This window comes from Clostridium sp. ZS2-4 (genome assembly GCF_026719745.1).
Lineage (GTDB): Bacteria > Bacillota > Clostridia > Clostridiales > Clostridiaceae > Clostridium_H.
Genome location: NZ_JAPPRQ010000053.1, coordinates 38689 through 54895 on the forward strand (window position 1 = coordinate 38689; position 16207 = coordinate 54895).

13 protein-coding genes are annotated in these 16207 nt (G+C 30.5%); 1 reads left to right on the forward strand and 12 read right to left on the reverse strand.

Translation table 11 applies throughout. From position 1 onward, the window contains the following. Positions 1–2: 2 nt before the first annotated feature. Positions 3–1016: a 3-deoxy-7-phosphoheptulonate synthase gene (gene aroF, locus OIO11_RS10185; protein ID WP_268071348.1), complete on the reverse strand. Its 1014-nt coding sequence runs from the start codon at positions 1014–1016 to the stop codon at positions 3–5. Between the two features lie 509 nt (positions 1017–1525). Here aroF and OIO11_RS10190 point away from each other — a divergent pair. Continuing rightward, complete coding sequence (locus tag OIO11_RS10190) at positions 1526–1891, forward strand: hypothetical protein (RefSeq protein WP_268071349.1); 366 nt, start codon at positions 1526–1528, stop codon at positions 1889–1891. Here OIO11_RS10190 and OIO11_RS10195 read toward each other — a convergent pair. The 11 genes from OIO11_RS10195 to OIO11_RS10245 all read right to left on the reverse strand — a co-directional run bounded on the left by OIO11_RS10195 (position 1880) and on the right by OIO11_RS10245 (position 16108). Continuing rightward, the gene (locus OIO11_RS10195) at positions 1880–3469 is read right to left on the reverse strand and encodes an ABC transporter permease/substrate-binding protein (protein ID WP_268071350.1); all 1590 of its coding nucleotides are present in this window, start codon (positions 3467–3469) and stop codon (positions 1880–1882) included. The genes OIO11_RS10190 and OIO11_RS10195 overlap by 12 nt on opposite strands. Beyond that, positions 3469–4599 carry a betaine/proline/choline family ABC transporter ATP-binding protein gene (locus OIO11_RS10200; RefSeq protein WP_268071351.1) on the reverse strand — a complete coding sequence of 377 codons (1131 nt, stop codon included), beginning with the start codon at positions 4597–4599 and terminating at the stop codon, positions 3469–3471. Before OIO11_RS10200 ends, OIO11_RS10195 begins: the two co-directional genes overlap by 1 nt. A gap of 523 nt (positions 4600–5122) precedes the next feature. After that, complete coding sequence (locus tag OIO11_RS10205) at positions 5123–5746, reverse strand: TrkA C-terminal domain-containing protein (RefSeq protein ID WP_268071352.1); 624 nt, start codon at positions 5744–5746, stop codon at positions 5123–5125. Between the two features lie 121 nt (positions 5747–5867). Further along, positions 5868–6824, reverse strand: coding sequence for an acyl-CoA dehydratase activase (locus OIO11_RS10210; protein WP_268071353.1), 957 nt, complete (start codon positions 6822–6824; stop codon positions 5868–5870). After that, on the reverse strand, positions 6805–7905 hold the full coding sequence (locus OIO11_RS10215) for a 2-hydroxyacyl-CoA dehydratase (protein WP_268071354.1): 1101 nt from the start codon (positions 7903–7905) through the stop codon (positions 6805–6807). Before OIO11_RS10215 ends, OIO11_RS10210 begins: the two co-directional genes overlap by 20 nt. Further along, entirely contained in the window at positions 7877–8797 is a 921-nt protein-coding gene (locus OIO11_RS10220) for an acyl-CoA dehydratase activase-related protein (protein ID WP_268071355.1), read from the reverse strand. The genes OIO11_RS10215 and OIO11_RS10220 overlap by 29 nt, the downstream gene beginning before the upstream one ends. Before the next feature lie 290 nt (positions 8798–9087). Then, complete coding sequence (locus OIO11_RS10225) at positions 9088–9945, reverse strand: DMT family transporter (protein WP_268071356.1); 858 nt, start codon at positions 9943–9945, stop codon at positions 9088–9090. Positions 9946–9977: 32 nt separating this feature from the next. Next, positions 9978–10838, reverse strand: a complete 861-nt coding sequence (locus OIO11_RS10230) for a DMT family transporter (RefSeq protein ID WP_268071357.1) — start codon at positions 10836–10838, stop codon at positions 9978–9980. A gap of 282 nt (positions 10839–11120) precedes the next feature. After that, a complete protein-coding gene (locus tag OIO11_RS10235) occupies positions 11121–11762 on the reverse strand; it encodes a 4Fe-4S binding protein (protein WP_268071358.1) in 642 nt (213 codons plus the stop codon). A gap of 173 nt (positions 11763–11935) precedes the next feature. Beyond that, on the reverse strand, positions 11936–12583 hold the full coding sequence (locus OIO11_RS10240) for a DUF488 domain-containing protein (protein ID WP_268071487.1): 648 nt from the start codon (positions 12581–12583) through the stop codon (positions 11936–11938). A gap of 30 nt (positions 12584–12613) precedes the next feature. Then, positions 12614–16108: an AAA domain-containing protein gene (locus OIO11_RS10245; protein WP_268071359.1), complete on the reverse strand. Its 3495-nt coding sequence runs from the start codon at positions 16106–16108 to the stop codon at positions 12614–12616. Between the last annotated feature and the right edge of the window lie 99 nt (positions 16109–16207).

Genomic DNA, 16207 nt, shown 5'->3' on the forward strand with positions numbered 1-16207 from the left:
CATTAGATTTCTTTATCCACAGCTTTTGCAATACCTCTTAATGAATTCATTAATGCATCAAATTTTTCTGGTTTTAAAGATTGTGCTCCATCACTTTTTGCATTGGCAGGGTCATTGTGTACCTCTATCATTAAACCATCCGCTCCAACTGCAATTGACGCCTTAGCTAATGGTTCTACAAGCCACCACATTCCTCCAGCATGACTTGGATCTATTATTATAGGTAAGTGGCTTAATTTTTTTATTACAGGCACAATACTTAAATCCAGTGTATTTCTTGTATATGTTTCAAAAGTTCTTATTCCTCTTTCACAAAGAATTACATTTTCATTACCCTCTGACATTATATATTCAGCTGACATTAGGAATTCCTCTACAGTAGCTGATAACCCTCTTTTTAAAAGAATAGGTGTCTTTGTCTTACCAACCTCTTTTAGTAAATCAAAATTCTGCATATTTCTTGCACCTATTTGAATTACATCAACATCCTCAACAAATTTTTCTACTAAACTTGGTGACATTATTTCAGTAACTATAGGTAATCCAGTTTCTTCTCTTGCTGCTTTTAATATTTCTAACCCTCTTTCTCCCATTCCTTGGAAGCTGTATGGTGAAGTTCTTGGCTTATATGCTCCACCTCTTAAGAATCCAGCCCCAGATTCTTTAATTCTTTTTGCAATTCCTATAAGCTGTTCTTCACTTTCTACTGAACAAGGTCCTGCCATTACAGCAAGCTTAGTACCACCAATAATTTGATCTCTAACATTTACTATAGTATCCTCTGGATGGAAAAGTCTATTTGCCTTTTTGTAAGGTTCTTGTACATGTAATACTTTATCTACCTCTATATCAGCTTCGATTTGATTTGGATTGATTGCACTTGTATCCCCCAATAAACCAAGTACACAATATTTATCTCCTTGCCATAAATTTACTGTTACCCCTTTTTCACTTAATTTTGCTCTCAATTTTTCAACACTTTCCTTTGATGCACCTGGATTCATTACAATAATCATAAAAATAGCCTCCCTATATAATTTTTTATAAGAAAAGAAGACCCGTTAATGAGTCTTCTTTTAAAATCTTTTATAGTTATATGTTTAGATTTATATAAACTTATATCTATACCCTAGTTTAGAATAAAACACTCATTAGAAATAGGAATTATTGTTTTTTCACAGAACAAAAAGCTAGCGCTAAAATAAAAGCCCAAGCTAAAGTAAAAATAAAATTGTTCTGCTATTCCCTTTCCAATAAGATTTCTCATTTGTTATTCCCCCAAATTTATATGTTTTTAGTTATTGTGTTAAATTATATCACTTTTTCTCATTATGTCAATATAATATTTGTAAAATTTCAAATATTATTAACACTTTTGCACATTAATTAATATAATATAGTAACTCCACGATATTTCAAAATAGACAAGCTACATCATCCTATATGGCAGGAGGTGATTTCTAAATGGGAAGAGGTTTAATATTACTACTTCTAATCTTAGCTAAATGTGGATGTGGTCGCGGTTATGGTAGAGGATGCGGCTATGGATACGGTAGTGGAAGCTGTGGTTGTGGTTGTAACTGCAATAAATGTGGCTGCTGTAGTTGTGGATGCAAAGACTGCTGTAGTTGTGGATGCAAAGACTGCTGTTGCTGTGATGACTGCTGTTGTAAGAAGAAGCATAAACATCATAAGAAGGATTGTGATTGCTGCTGTTGCTGTAAAAATTATGGTTATGGCGGTGGCTGTGGTCCTAGTGGCGGATGTGCCCCTAGCTGTGGATCTAGTTGCGGCTGTGGATCACTTTTTGATTGGTTCTGCTGCTAATAAAAAATTTAAAATAGAAGGTGACAGGATTAGAAAACTAATCCTATCACCTTTATTTAATTAAACCTTTTTCTTTTAAAAACTCATTAGCAACCTTTCTAGGTTCTTCACCTAACTTATCAACTTTATAGTTAAGTTCTCTCATAGTTTCTTCATTTATCTTTCCTGCTAATTTATTTAAAATCTCCTTTAATTCTGGATACTTTTCAAGTGTATCCTTTCTAACCATTGGTACTGCATAATACGGAGGGAAGAAGTTCTTATCATCTTCTAATGTCTTTAAATCGAAAGCTTTTAATAATCCATCTGTTGAGAAAGCATCAATAACATCAGATTCTTTATTATTTACAGCTGTATATCTTAATCCACCATCTACTGGCTTTAAGCTTTTGAAATTAGTATTATATATTTTTTTCAATCCTTTATATCCATCATCTCTATCTGAAAATTCCATAGTACATCCTAAAATCAATTTATCACTTACCTTTGCAAGGTCTGATGTAGTTTTAAGATTATACTTTTCAGCTGTATCCTTCCTTACTGCTAATACATAGGTATTATTAAATCCTAAAGGGGCTAACCATTCTACATTATACTCTTTGTCAAAATATTCCTTAACTATATTATAAGTTTTATCTGCATCAGTTATAGGCTCTCTTTGCATTATGCTTACCAGTCCAGTTCCAGTATATTCTACATAAGCATCAACATCTCCAGATTTCACCGCTTCCCATACTACACTCGAACCACCTAAATTCAATTTTCTTTCAACCTTTAAATCAGTATCTTTTTCTACTAGATCAGCAAGCATATTACCTAAAATAAGCTGTTCACTAAAATTTTTAGATCCTATTACAATAGTATCTTTCTTACCATACATTCTACTTCCTACGACACCTGCTATAATAACAACTACTAAAACCGCAGTAGTCACTAGTACTTTGTTTTTCTGTTTGTTATTTCTTATACTTCTTCTCTTTTTTTGTTTTCTAGCTTTATTGCTATCTAATTTTATACCTTCTGGAACAACTGCATCCTCAATCTTTCCAATTATAAAGTCCATTACAAGAGCAAGTATACACGCAGGTATTGCACCTGCTAAAATCATATAATTATCTACTCTCTGAACTCCTGTAAATACTAGATATCCAAGACCACCCGCCCCTATAAAAGCCGCTATTGTCATAAGACCAACAGCTGTAACTGCTGCAATTCTTATACCAGCCATAATAACGGGAAGAGCTAAAGGTAATTGCACCATTTTTAAAGTTTGTGCTCCCGTAAGTCCCATTCCTTTTGATGCTTCAATCATATCAGGATTTATATTTTTAAGCCCAGTATATGTATTCTTTACTATTGGGAGTAGTGAATACAAAAATACCATAACTATAGCAGGCGTACTACCTATTCCAAGAACAGGAATCAAAAATCCCAAAAGAGCAAGACTTGGAACTGCTTGTATTACATTAGCTATACCTATTATTGGACCAGCCAAATTCTTTTTCCTTGTTATTAATATTCCAAGAGGCACTCCTACTAATATGGCAACTATAACAGCAGCTATAGTAAGTCCTAAATGCTGTAACAACAATTCTATTACTTGATCACTTCTATTAGCTAAATATGGAAAAAATTCTTTCATTATAGGCCGACCTCCTCTTCATCTAAAAACTGTCCACTGAGTACATTTATAAGACTACTTCTGGTAATAAGCCCTATTAATTTATCATCATTATCTACTACTGGAATATATCCAACATGCTTTTCATTCATCACTTTTAATACATCTACAATAGAGTCATCCTTATTAACTACAATAACTTTTTTTTCCATCAAGTCATTTAAAGTTAACTTTTTCTCTCTATTTTTTCTTATATCTTTTAAAGTAGCTATCCCTTTAAGTTTATTATGTTCATCAACAACTATAATGCTGTCAACATGTCTTTCATTCATTATTTCCGCAGCCTGAAGCGCAGTCCTTGTTCCTAATGTTTTTACTGGTTCTTCAATTACTATATCTTCTGCTTTAATAAATTCTGGTTGATTCCAAATTCTGTTTTTACCTATAAATTCTTCAACAAATCCATGACCAGGATTTTTAAGAATTTCTTCTGGAGTATCATATTGGAGAATTACACCATCTTTCATTATGCAAATCCTATCACCTAGTTTTAAGGCTTCATCCATATCATGTGTAACAAAAACTATTGTCTTTTTTAATTTCTGTTGTAAGTTAAATAATTCATCTTGAAGTGCATTTCTTGTTATTGGATCAAGTGCACTAAAAGGTTCATCCATTAATATAACCTCTGGATCTGTAGCAAAAGCTCTAGCAACTCCGATTCTTTGCTGCTGTCCTCCACTGAGTTCACTAGGATATCTGTCAATATATTTTTCAGACTCCATTCCTACCATTTCCAATAACTCATAAGTTCTTTTATTTATTTTATCTTCATCCCAGTTCTTCAAGTACGGAACCAAACCTATATTGTCACCAACAGTCATATGTGGAAATAATCCTGTTTGCTGTATTACATACCCTATATTTCTTCTAAGCTCAATAGTATCTTTTTTGCTTATATCTTCACCATTTATTATAATCTGTCCTGATGTAGGCTTTATCAGCTTATTTAGCATTTTTAACGTTGTAGTTTTTCCACATCCACTAGGACCTATAAGCACAACTAATTCCCCTTTGTTTATCTGCAAATCAATGCCCTTCAAAACATGGCTATTCTTAAAGGATTTCTTAACATTTTTTAGCTCTATCATATACTTCCCCCTTAAAACAATTATTTATATTAAGCTAGTTTATACATAACTTATAAAAATTATTTACAAACAACTTTGCTTTTTTGTGAAAGTTGTTTTTTTCATACAACTTTATATTAACACGGAGGTTGTTTGTTGTCAAACATATTGTAAATTTATTGCAGTTTTTAAAGATAAGTCTTTATTTATCTTTAAAACTTTTTATAAATCTGTAGGCTTCTTCACTTGAGAATATAATTCTTCTCCTCCCGCTAAACAACTTGTTTTAATAATAAAGTTGTATATTTTGTGCTAATACAACATACAAATAATTCTAATTGAAAATTGAAAGTTAAGAGTTAAAAGTTAAAAGTGATGGATGTTTTGCTAATACAAAACTAGAATTTTAAAAATAAAAAGGTCTAAATATAGATAATTTCTATATTTAGACCTTTTTATTTTTAAGTTTTTATGTAACAAAAACTCCCTTCACTCTCCACTTCCAACTCTCAATTATCAACTAGAAAATTACTTCACACTTTTCTTATTTTATTCCCAAAAATCTTTTTACTCTTTCCACAGCTCCTGTATCCCCGACTACTATAATTTTATCTCCCTGTTTAAATTCCAAATAGGGTCCTGGCGATATTAAAATTTGATCTTCTCTTTTAACTCCTATTATTGTACCTCCAGTATTGTGCCAAAATTCACTTTCCCCAATAGTCTTACCCAATATACTAGATGAATTCGGCACTTCAATTTCAATAGGCTCTATTAAATCTGTATTTTTAAATCTATAAGAATAATCAATAATTTTTTCATTTACTTCTTGTATTTGCTTTTCTAAGTCATTCCTATCCTGAAGTAATTTCTTTATACTATTTCTTAAAGATCCTATGCTTTCCTTTTCTTTAAAGCTTTCCACAAATCCATAAGCCTCTTTTGTAGATTTAATTATTATTCCACTACCTTTGTTTACTTCAACTACCCCTTTATCTTCAAGCAACTTCATGGCTTTTCTTATAGTTTCGGGTGAAACATTGTACTCACCTGCTAAGATCGATCGTCCTCTTAATTTTTCTCCTTCTTCTAAATATCCCTTATATATTCTTAGCGCAACATCTACTGCTATTTTTACATAACGGGGCATTTCTATACGTTCACCCATACTAAAACCTCCAAAACTACTATAATCATATTTGCAAATATGATTATAGCATAAAGTGAACTGTAATTCAGTTGAAATTTTTACTTCAGCTAAATTTTAATTGAACTTATTTTTAAATTAGTTAAACAACCATCTTTTCACTCCATTTTCCACACCTATCTCCAAAACATCCAACCACTGCTGCTTCATCTTTTATATTTACTACTTCACATCTATTAGGACATCCTTTGCATTCAAAACTTGAAGAAATAAAATTTCTATCTGCAATATCAAAACCTTTAAAATTAGTTTTTCCAGATTTTTTTGCGGCTTCTGCACCAATCATTGCTGCACCTATTGCTCCCATAACATCATAATTTTCAGGAACATATATGTTAAATCCCAACGCATTTTCAAAAGCTTTTTTTATACCCTTATTGGCTGCAACACCGCCCTGAAAAAATACTTTTTGTTCTATATCTTTTCCCTTTGCTACATTGTTCAAATAGTTTCTTACAAGTGCTTCACATAATCCCATAATTATATCACACTGATCATAACCTAACTGCTGCTTATGTATCATATCTGATTCTGCAAAAACTGCACATCTTCCCGCAATTCTTACTGGAACCGTTGATTTTAGAGCATAATCTCCAAATTGTTGAATAGGAATTTCTAATCTTTCTGCCTGCCTGTCGATAAAAGAACCTGTTCCTGCCGCACATACCGTATTCATTGCAAAGTCAGTTACAACCCCATCTTTTAATGTTATTATTTTAGAATCCTGACCACCTATTTCTATTATAGTTCTTACATCCTTATCAACATAAAGAGATGCTATAGCATGTGCAGTAATCTCATTTTTAACTGCATCTCCTCCAAGTAATGAAGCTGCAATCTGTCTTCCGCTTCCAGTAGTTCCAACAGCATCTATTTGTTTACTGTCGTATTTATCCTTTAAGATTTTCAATCCTTCTTGAATAGCTTTTATAGGCTTTCCTTTTGTTCGTAAATATATTTTTTCAACAACCTTCATTGAATTGTCTATAAGTACAAAGTCTGTGCTTACTGAGCCAACATCAACACCCATATAATACATGTGTTTCTTTTCTCCTTTCAAGTAAATCTAAAAATGCTTCTATTCTAGTTACATAGCCTCCTTCTCCTGTCATTTCATCTACCACAAGACTCATTATAGGAAAATCTTTATCTTTAGAAATTGCTGGAAGTATAGCCTTTGATATTATTTCTGGCATACATCCCATAGGAAATATCTGAATGGCTCCATCTAATTTATTTTTATGCGCCATTACAGCTTCTCCTATGCATTCTCTGGCATGACCACCTATGTAATATGGAAGATATTCTCTTGAAGCCATTCTCAAGTCAATAGAATTAGCCTTTATTACTTTCATTGCAGCATCCTTTGCCCACCAGCTAGGTGTAAGCTTTCTTTTACTGCAAACACCATAATCCATAAGCTTTTCTTCAATATTCAAGTTAGAAAATTGATCTATTACGGTGTAAATCTCACCTATTACAGCTACTTTTATTGGATTTTTATTTTTATCTATTTTTACACTATCTATCTTTTTCTTATATTCTTTTAAAAGTTTCATTGCTCTCATAGGGTCATTAGTAGCAAATACCTCTCTTTTACATTCATTGAGTATCTTCTTACACTCTCCCCTATTAACTTCGTATCCAGCTAAATAATGAGCTTTTTCTTCAATTTTATCAATTAAATTTATAGCTTTTAATGCCCTTAGAGTAGCTCTTGTTTTTTCGCCTTTATTTTTTGTACTTCCAGATACTAGCTCACCTATTCTTCTCATAAGTTCTTCAATTCCAATGCCTTTTGGGTAATCCATAACAATAAACTTCACGTTATACCCCATTTTCTTCAAAATATTCATTTGAAGTTCACAATACTCTCCAAATCTACATGGACCACAACTTCCAACCAAAAGAACAGTATCTGCTCCCTGTTCTATACTTTGTAAATAATTTCCCATCATTATTTTGAAAGGCAAGCATATTTCTTCTGGTGAACAAGCTGTTCCTATTTCAAGAGCAGTTTTATTATTTACAGGTGGAACTATGTATTCTATTCCTAGTGCATCAAAAAATATCTTAGCTGCTATATAAACATTACCCATGTGCGGAAACGTTACTTTCAAGCTTTTTCCTCCTTTCAAGCATATCTGTAAATGCCTCTATTCTAGTATTAAATCCTGCTTCACCTGTCTGTTCATCTATCTTTAAAACAAGAAATGGGAAATCTTTAATTCTGTCCTTTATAAGTTCTATAACTACAGAATCTATTCCACATGCAAAGGATGATATGTAAACTAACCCATCTACTTTTTGATTTAATGCAAGATGGACAGCAGCTCCATATGAATTTCTTGCAAAACTCCAAAATGGTTTCTTAAAAAGCTTATTAACTTCTTCATCTATGGCTTCTTCTTCAACAAATTCTTCTGTTATAACTCCCATTCCAAATTTATTAAGCTTTTCTACTATATTCATATTTATATATTTATCATATACATTATAAGGATGTCCTAATAAGGCAATATTCATTTTATATTTACTGTCATTTATTCCACACACAAAATTTTTTTGTGCACTTTTAGCTTTAATATAAGCCATATCAATAGCATGTAGATTACCAGTTATCATAAATCCTAACTTTTTTACCCATTCATACAATCCCTTTTCTGTATTCATATATAGAGGTAATTCTGTAATCTGAGGCATATCTTCTATACTGTACTTAATCATTTCAGGAAGACCACAGAATTTAGGACATATGTATTCTTCATCCCTTATGCGCATAATTCTAGGGATAATCATAAGGTCACATTTATCTTTTATACTAGCTACATGTCCGTGAAAAATCTTAATTGGCAAACAAGCCTCATCAACACAATACTTTACTCCATCATTTAGTATCCCTTTATTTGTATCATAAGAAGTAATAATTTCAGCTCCAAGTTCATTTATGAATGTTTCAATAAATGGATAGTATTTAAAGTATAAAAGACCTTTTGGTATTCCAACTTTCATATTTTACCTCCTTCATTACACTCCATAGACTCACATCTTATATTATTGAACAACTACATACTTTTTATTCATATTTTATTCAATAACAGTAAATACAATTGAATAATATTGCTACGCAATATTATTCAAGCAACTAGTAGCCAGCTCCCAGTAACTAGTGAAGGATGTTTTGCTATCCCAAAGCCTAAATTTAACTAAAAAAGAGTAAGAACATATAAAATTTCTATGCTCTTACTCTTTTTTATGCTTCTTTTTTCTTAATTTATTTTCTCAAATATAAACTTTAAATACTAATTAAGTACAGATTTTTTATCTTGAAAATATACTATAATAGCCATTAAAATTATTATGCTACCACCAATAATACTTAATATGTCAGGAATTTCATTCCATATAAAAAAGCCTATGATAGCTGAAAATACTATATTAACATAATTATATATTGCTACTTCTGAAGCTGGTGCATATTTATATGAATATGTTAATGCAAACTGTGCCACTGCTGCAAAAACTCCTGTTAAAACCAAGTACATAAGCTGTAACTTAGTTGGTATTGCAAAATTAGCTAACATAAAAGGAATCGTTCCTATTACTGACACAAAAGAAAAATAAAAAACTATTGTTGCAGGATTTTCTCTATTTTTTAAAAATCTTACTAAAGTATATGCAGCTCCAGCAAAAGCAGCTGATAGAAATCCTGCTATTGCTGGAACAACACTTAAATCCCATTGAGGCTTTATGACTAAAAGTGCTCCTAAAAATACAACAATCATGGAAACTATCTTCATAGGTGTTAATTTTTCTTTTAGAAATATCACTGCAAAAATAGTTATAAAGAATGGTGATAGTTTGTTAAGCATTGCTGAATCAGCAAGATTCAATTTACTAATGGAGTAAAAATAAAAAAATACTCCAGTAAGTCCAAGAAGTGCTCTTGCTATTAAATATTTTTGATTTTCCTTTTTTCCAAACATACTTCCACTGTTATTCTTTAATGCTCCAATAGCAACAAAAAGGCTTATTAGATTTCTAAAAAACACTTTCTCAAATACAGGAATATCTCCTGATAATTTAACCGCAGCTGCCATAAACGAAAAAAATAAAGCTGATACTAGCATGTATAATACTGCTTTTGATTTATTATTCATTATTTCCCCCCTTACCAAAACATATATTACCTTTAATTACTTTTTGTCTTCCCTTTACCATAATAAAAATTTATTCCTCCAGCGGATATTATTAATCCTCCACCTATAATACTTAATATATCTGGATATTCTTTAAAAACTACAAGTCCTAACAGTGTAGAAAATACGATAGTTGAATAGCTATATATTGATATTTCTCCTGCTGGTGCAAACTTATATGCAAGAGTCATATAACTTTGTCCACCTATCCAAAATATACCCATAACTGCAAGCATAATAATTTGTATGAAATTTGGAATTTTATACGTTATTATCATTATAGGAAAAGTTCCTATAATTGACACAAGAGAAAAATAAAAAAGTATAGTTGAAAAATCTTCTTTATCACCTAAAAACCTCAGCAAAGTATAGGCTACCCCTGAAAAAACCGCTGATAAAACGCCAGAGAACGCTGGTAAAATTTCTAAATTAAATTTAGGTCTTACCACTAAAATTGCACCTAAAAATACTAATAATAAAATCAGTATATGTACTTTACTTAAATCTTCCTTTAAAAATATGAAAGCAAATATAATCACAAAAAATGGCGATAATTTATTTAATATAGATGAATCAGCTAATACTAAGTTTGATATAGCGTAAAAGTTAGTCACTAATGCCAAATAACCAAATAAAGCTCTACTAATTAAATATTTACGACTTTCCTTTTGTCCAAATAAATTCTTTTTATTCTTTCTAGCTAAAATATATGTAAAAATAAGACTTGCTCCATTCATAAAGAACATTCTTTCAAACATAGGAATATCTCCAGAACCCTTTATCATTACATTCATAAAAGAGAAAGAAATAGATGATAACAGCATATACATTACCGCTTTCGATTTTTTCTCCATATTTATCCTCCATAAAATAAACATACTCTTTATTTTAACACAACATAAGAAAAGTGCGAAGCACTTTTCAGTAGCCAGTGACCAGTAACCAGTAGCCAGAAAGAAAAAAGAATTAAAGAATTTAAATTGATAAAAATAGACATAAAAAAGAGCAAAAATATAGAAAATATCTATGTTCTTGCTCTTTTACTTATTTAAATTTAGGTTTTGCCTTAGCAAAACTTCCTTCACTGGTTACTGGTATCTGGGCACTGGTTACTAGAATAAAATTGCTTCACAATTTTATTCTAGTATGCATTTTTTAGGACACGCCTTCGCACATTCTCCACATTGAATACAATCTGGATGACTTAAAATATCTCCTTTATAATCATATGGAACTATTCCCATAGGACATTTCTTTTGACATAGCTTGCATGAAACACAAGAAGATTCTACTGTTAATCCATTTTTCTTCTTTTTAAAGTGTGACACTGCTGCTGCTATGCTTCCCATAGGACAAAAATTACACCAAGTTCTATGATTAAAAAAGAAAGATAATACTATTCCAACTATAGTAGTTACAACAATCATCCTATAAAATACCATACCAATTCCAGCAGCATCTCCCCAATTTATATATACTCCACGTCCAAACATATAAAACATAAAAATTATAACTACACTTCTAAAGATTTTTGACTTTAAAAATTTAGGTACAGGCCTTTTATTACTAAATCTAAAAATTATATTGTCATAAAAACTACCTCTAGGACATATATTCCCACACCAAAATCTTCCTTTTCCCAAAACAGCCAATACTATTGGTCCTAACATACAGATAATAGCTCCTAATGCAATTCTTATATCAAACAATCCAGCAACGATAAATATCAACATTAAAATAAACCCATACTTTTTCCAATATTTTAATAATCCTTTCATCCTTTTCGCTCCTTCCGTTTTTATACCCCCGAGGGGTATAAAAGAATTTTAATACATTTTTATTTATCTGTCAATATATCATAACCGTTTATATCTACAAAAAACAAACTTAAAGACATATACTATAATCCTTAAGTTTGCTTTTTATTTTGTTTTATCTTTACTACGTGAAACTATATAAAATTTTTATTAATCTCTTTCCACTTCATCCTATACCCTTGTTCAATTATTTTTCTTTTAACCTCTTTTGCTGATATATCATCATAATTTTCCGAATCCAATATATCCTGCAAACTAATATTTACTAATTTACTTTTCAATCTTGGTTCATAGGTTATAAAAAGTTCCTCTTCTATTCTTGACTGGCTTTTAGTATTGTTTTCATCAATTATATGTTCTACAAAAATACCACATTTACTTAATGCATACCCTATTAAAATACTTCTATGACAATTTAATGGATTTCTTTCCGAGCATAAAAGTGCTATCTTTTGCCCATTTTCTATTTCTATCCTTACTTTTTCTATTCCTTTTTGGAATAAAAGATTAATTATAATCTTATCAAAATCCACCGCTCCCTCTTCATTTATTATCCATTTTTCCTTTATGATTCCACCTAGTTCTTTACCAGAATAAATGTAGTTTATTTCTTCTTCTCTTAATTTTATATCTAGAAATTCTCTGTTAAAAATTTTGGTATATTTATTAGGAGCATAAGATACTCTTCTTATGTCCATAATGCAGTTAATTTTATATCGTTTAATAATATAAATCAAATCTTCTAAACTCCTAGTAGAATGACCTATAGTATAACATACCATATCAACCAATGCCTCCACCTATAAAATATTTTAGGCTATTCCCCTATTCATATCTGCATTTTTAATTTTTGTCCAAAGCTTATCTATTGTCTCTTCTGGATTTCTATAAAACTCACTTCCATTTATCTTAAAAAATTTCCACCCAACTCTCTCAAGACACATTTGTTTTTTATACTCTTCTTCCCAATTATTTATCTTATTTATTTTATCCCCATTGCATTCTATTGCAAATTTATTGTTAACACCTTCTATAACAAAATCTATGTTATAATTTCCAACTACAACCTGTGGTTTAACTTCACAGCCCTTTTCCTTTATCATTCTATAAACATCTCTTTGGAATTGAGAACCAAAAATATTCTTCAAATCAATATTTTTATTCTGCTTCTCATTTAAATTAATACAATAGTTTAGTAACCTTGCACGTACACATTTTGAATTCAAATCCTCTAAATCTACAGAGTGAAATACCCACATTTGATTTCTTGCTCTACTAGCTGCCACATTAAATCTTCTTACATCTGCCTCTTTAGTAAGGGCAGTAAATTTAACATTGTTTGCAATAACCATAGATAAAAATATTATATCTCTTTCGTCTCCTTGAAAAGCATATGCATTTCCACAAACAATTTCTCTTTCTCTCATTTCTCTATATCCTATTTTCTTTATCAATAAACTTTCTATAAGCTCCGATTGAGAATCTCCTAAAAGAGAAATTACTCCCATAGTCATACCATTATATCTTGAATCCTTACAGCATTCAGCTATTTTATTAACCAAAGCTTCAGCTTCCTTAATATTTACAGGTTTTACTTTATCTCTTTCACCATCTACTCTTACTGTTTTGATTGCAGAACCTAATTTTTCACTACTGTTGAATCTTCTAATAGGTATAATTTCCCTTCCATAACAGAGACTGTTGCTAAATTCAATTATCTCTGGTACACACCTAAAATGTTCTTTCAACATAATCCTATTTGGAAATATTCTAAGGGCAGTATTATAAAGACTTGTTTTCATGTCAAACCATTCCGAATGGGGTATATTCTTCAAATATTTATCTATAAGTTTTTGTATTTTGTCAACATTAACTCCTACAGCTTCAGGACTTATCTGATTATCGTCTCCAACTATGATAGCTTTTTTACCTCTAAACAAGGCTGAAATACCAAAAATATCGCACTGGCTGCTTTCATCAATTATTACTACATCAAACATCTCTTGTGATAAAGGAAATTTTTCAATAACTTTATCTAAAGGCATTATCCATACTGGAATTATATTCTTGCAATTTTCCATTTCTCTTTGTGCTAATTTTCTATACATATCCGATTGCTTACCAGTACCCTTTCCTATTCTTTTAACAGCATCAAGCCATGCATATAAGCTTCTTTTTTCTAATTCTCCTACCTTATTTATTTGATTGTACCATGTCTTTTTAGCTACTATTTTTCTGATAAGCTTACTCTCTCTATTCTTTTCTTTTTCAATCTTTTCATCTATTTCATCTATTTCGATTTCATGTGCCATTTTCAAAATGTTATCTAACTGTCCCCATCTCCATGCAAAACTAAAATTTTTATATTTTATCAGCATATTTAATTTATCTTCATCATTGATAATCTTTTCAACAAGTTTAGGACAATCTTCATTTATTTTCTGTAACAAATCATTTATTTCTTTAAAAATTGGTGCCATTTCCTTAAACTTGTCTAGTTTTACATAAACTTTTTTTACAGTTCTAATATCATTACAACGTATAGCTTGTACAGTTTCTTCAAAACCTTCAATACCAGAAATATTTTTTTCTAAATTTCTGATGTACAGCTTTAAGGTTTCATATTCATTTATGCATTTTATACTTAAAATACCTTGACTTAAATGACTATAGGTTTCTTTACTATGCCAATCCATTTCATTTAAAAATGCAATATTTCTCATAGAGATAATAATCTTATTTTTAACTGAATTATCCCAATTTATCAAGGTATCTATTTTGTTCATCTTCTCCTCTAAATTAGCTAATACACTTAAATTAATTTCACCTATTTCTTCTCCTTGATATTCTCTCATGGAACTATTCCAAAGTTTTCTAAGACAGTGTTCAACATAACGCTGTTCAATATATTTTTTAGCTATTTTAGCTTGCTCCTTGTTTTCTATCGGACTATGATCTACTCTGCACTTTTCCAGTATACTTTGGCACTCAGGATGTAAAACCTTAAATAATTTGTTTATCTTTCCTTTTTGTTGATACTGCTTATATATAATGCTATATCTTTGTGCTAATGCAACAATATCTATATTCTCAGGTATCTCAATATAATGTCCATTGATTTCTTTTACAATACTGCAAATTTTTTCAACATAAGAGTTGCATCTTAAAATCATCTGCTGAAGTACGACTCTTACAGTTTCACTTTGATAAGAAGATTGTAATATATTCTCCCACCATGTGCCTTGTATTTCTTCCAGAAACCTCTCTGCATTTTCTAGAAGGCTTAAAATCCTGCTATAATCATAATCAACATTATAAGATACGCACCAATCCTTAATTATATTTTTATAATGATGATAATTCTTTTCTAATTGTAAAAATCTCTCCATTTTAGAAACAAGTTCTGAGCATGAAGGTATATTATAAAGTAAATTTTCTATCTTAAAAAATTGTATTAAATCTTCTTTATGGATATTGCTTAATAGATATATTAATCTTGAAAATTTTGCATCTGTCATAGGACACTTCTGAACAGGTTTTATATTATCTTCTATCCATGAATACCTGTTTTCATTTTCCTTTACCCATTTAGCTATATTTAGTAGTTTATACTGTTTTCCATAATATTTTATATTTCCATTTTCTATTTTCTCAGCCTTCTTAAGTTTATAACATAATTCTTTTTGCTTATCTCTACATTCATTAAGCTCTTCTTCCAAAGTTTCCCTCTCATCGTTTAATTTTCTTATATCCCACGCTAAACTTTCTGTTGTTTTTCTTATATAATAATCTACTTCCTTTAATATTTCTGCATCATTCCCTAGCATATTTATACATAAAGGTCTTATTTCTTCTGGTATCTTTTGTGACAACACCTTAAGTGCTTTATCATTCTGACTGGTTACTAAAACTCTTTTCCCATTGGCTAAAAGATGACAAATCAAATTGACTATTGTATGACTTTTTCCTGTACCCGGAGGTCCTTGAACCACCACTCCAAAGCTCTCAGCTATCCTTTTAGCTATCTCTCCCTGTTCTTCATTATAAGGAAGAGGAAATAATAAATTTTCATTTATTCCTTTCCATTCCTCTAAAATCTCATTACTTTGTTGTATTTCTTTATCCTCCACTAAAGCTTTAACAGTTTCCGGAATAAAATCCTTTTCATCTATTTTTTTAATCATGTTATTTAATTCGTCAATCCATTTATTATTGCAAAATTCTCTTTCATTCTCATTTTCACCTCTTAAATTCTTTATGTTTTGAAGATAAGTAACTACATTTTTAAGCTTGTCCATAGCGTCCATATTAACACCCCCAACGCTCCATAGATTTCACTTGATACTTTTACATTTTTTTCCTTTTGTTATGTTATATTATACCATATTATTCCAAATAATCATATA

What these genes read in the sequence shown, in the direction of transcription:
- aroF (WP_268071348.1), bottom strand. Translation starts at nt 1,016, where the DNA reads ATGATTATTGTAATGAATCCAGGTGCATCAAAGGAAAGTGTTGAAAAA.
- OIO11_RS10190 (WP_268071349.1), top strand. Translation starts at nt 1,526, where the DNA reads ATGGTAGAGGATGCGGCTATGGATACGGTAGTGGAAGCTGTGGTTGTG.
- OIO11_RS10195 (WP_268071350.1), bottom strand. Translation starts at nt 3,469, where the DNA reads ATGAAAGAATTTTTTCCATATTTAGCTAATAGAAGTGATCAAGTAATA.
- OIO11_RS10200 (WP_268071351.1), bottom strand. Translation starts at nt 4,599, where the DNA reads ATGATAGAGCTAAAAAATGTTAAGAAATCCTTTAAGAATAGCCATGTT.
- OIO11_RS10205 (WP_268071352.1), bottom strand. Translation starts at nt 5,746, where the DNA reads ATGGGTGAACGTATAGAAATGCCCCGTTATGTAAAAATAGCAGTAGAT.
- OIO11_RS10210 (WP_268071353.1), bottom strand. Translation starts at nt 6,824, where the DNA reads ATGTATTATATGGGTGTTGATGTTGGCTCAGTAAGCACAGACTTTGTA.
- OIO11_RS10220 (WP_268071355.1), bottom strand. Translation starts at nt 8,797, where the DNA reads ATGAAAGTTGGAATACCAAAAGGTCTTTTATACTTTAAATACTATCCA.
- OIO11_RS10225 (WP_268071356.1), bottom strand. Translation starts at nt 9,945, where the DNA reads ATGAATAATAAATCAAAAGCAGTATTATACATGCTAGTATCAGCTTTA.
- OIO11_RS10230 (WP_268071357.1), bottom strand. Translation starts at nt 10,838, where the DNA reads ATGGAGAAAAAATCGAAAGCGGTAATGTATATGCTGTTATCATCTATT.
- OIO11_RS10235 (WP_268071358.1), bottom strand. Translation starts at nt 11,762, where the DNA reads ATGAAAGGATTATTAAAATATTGGAAAAAGTATGGGTTTATTTTAATG.
- OIO11_RS10240 (WP_268071487.1), bottom strand. Translation starts at nt 12,583, where the DNA reads ATGGTATGTTATACTATAGGTCATTCTACTAGGAGTTTAGAAGATTTG.
- OIO11_RS10245 (WP_268071359.1), bottom strand. Translation starts at nt 16,108, where the DNA reads ATGGACGCTATGGACAAGCTTAAAAATGTAGTTACTTATCTTCAAAAC.